The sequence below is a fragment of the Salinivibrio sp. VGrn1 genome (genome assembly GCF_009377995.1).
GTDB classification, from domain to species: domain Bacteria; phylum Pseudomonadota; class Gammaproteobacteria; order Enterobacterales; family Vibrionaceae; genus Salinivibrio; species Salinivibrio siamensis.
In genome coordinates, this window is record NZ_SATA01000021.1 from 1 (window position 1) to 1,736 (window position 1,736).

Sequence of the window (1,736 nt, forward strand, 5' to 3'; positions counted from 1 at the left end):
GGTGGGAACTCCAGGGAGACTGCCGGTGATAAACCGGAGGAAGGTGGGGACGACGTCAAGTCATCATGGCCCTTACGAGTAGGGCTACACACGTGCTACAATGGCAGATACAGAGGGCAGCGAAGCTGCGAAGTGGAGCGAATCCCTTAAAGTTTGTCGTAGTCCGGATTGGAGTCTGCAACTCGACTCCATGAAGTCGGAATCGCTAGTAATCGTGGATCAGAATGCCACGGTGAATACGTTCCCGGGCCTTGTACACACCGCCCGTCACACCATGGGAGTGGGCTGCACCAGAAGTAGATAGCTTAACCTTCGGGAGGGCGTTTACCACGGTGTGGTTCATGACTGGGGTGAAGTCGTAACAAGGTAGCCCTAGGGGAACCTGGGGCTGGATCACCTCCTTACTGACGCTATTCTTGCGAGTGTTCACACAGATTGTATAGGTTGAAAGTCAAAGAGATACGAATGCCTTAGTGAAAGGCTCGTACCTTAGATGGGTCTGTAGCTCAGGTGGTTAGAGCGCACCCCTGATAAGGGTGAGGTCGGTGGTTCAAGTCCACTCAGACCCACCAATTTCTCCTGATGCTTCGTTAGTGCATTCCTCGTTTAGCGAACTAAACGTCGAAATACACTGCCTTGCCTCAAAAGAAATTGGCACCAGCATCTAAGGAATTATGATGGGGCTATAGCTCAGCTGGGAGAGCGCCTGCCTTGCACGCAGGAGGTCAGCAGTTCGATCCTGCTTAGCTCCACCACTTTTTAAGCGCATTTATGATGATAAGTGTCTTTAAAAAGTGGTTTATCGTATTGATAGAATCACATGCTCTTTAACAATCTGGAAAGCTGACAAGTCATTCTTAAAGAATGACAGTAAAGTTCTCAATCAGTGACAGAAATGTCACTCACACAATCAAGTGTGCTTGGGCTTTGTCTTAGTGATAAGCAAAGTCTCTATTTTGAGTCCGGCAAAAACAAAACCTTAATTGGTTGATGATTCAACACTGAGTGGTTTTGCGACGCAGATTTCTTTTTTAGACAATCTCGCCGTAAATAAAACCTCTTGGGGTTGTATGGTTAAGTGATTAAGCGTAGACGGTGGATGCCTTGGCAGTCAGAGGCGATGAAGGACGTACTAACCTGCGAAAAGCGATGGTGAGCTGGTAAGAAGCATTTGAGCCATCGATGTCCGAATGGGGAAACCCACCTGCATAAGCAGGTATCTTAGCGTGAATATATAGCGCTAAGAGGCGAACTCGGGGAACTGAAACATCTAAGTACCCGAAGGAAAAGAAATCAATTGAGATTCCGGCAGTAGCGGCGAGCGAACCCGGAGCAGCCCTTAAGCGGCTTAGGCGTTAGGTGAACAGGTTGGAAAACCTGGCAATAAAGGGTGATAGCCCCGTAACCGACGGCGCCTTAGTCGTGAAAACGAGTAGGACGGGACACGTGATATCTTGTCTGAACATGGGGGGACCATCCTCCAAGGCTAAATACTCCTGACTGACCGATAGTGAACCAGTACCGTGAGGGAAAGGCGAAAAGAACCCCTGTGAGGGGAGTGAAATAGAACCTGAAACCGTCTACGTACAAGCAGTGGGAGCCTCCTTTGTGGGGTGACCGCGTACCTTTTGTATAATGGGTCAGCGACTTAATGTTAGTAGCAAGGTTAACCGCATAGGGGAGCCGTAGGGAAACCGAGTCTTAACTGGGCGAGTAGTTGCTAGCATTAGACCCGA

2 tRNA genes and 2 rRNA genes are annotated in these 1,736 nt (G+C 49.1%); all 4 read left to right on the forward strand.

What is annotated here, in order from left to right:
- Window positions 1-404 (forward strand): 16S ribosomal RNA (locus EHW56_RS15200); the annotation flags it as partial.
- 91 nt (window positions 405-495) lie between these two features.
- A tRNA-Ile gene (locus EHW56_RS15205) sits at window positions 496-572 on the forward strand.
- Between the two features lie 107 nt (window positions 573-679).
- Window positions 680-755, forward strand: a tRNA-Ala gene (locus tag EHW56_RS15210).
- A 317-nt stretch (window positions 756-1,072) separates the two neighbouring features.
- A 23S ribosomal RNA gene (locus EHW56_RS15215) occupies window positions 1,073-1,736 on the forward strand; the annotation flags it as partial.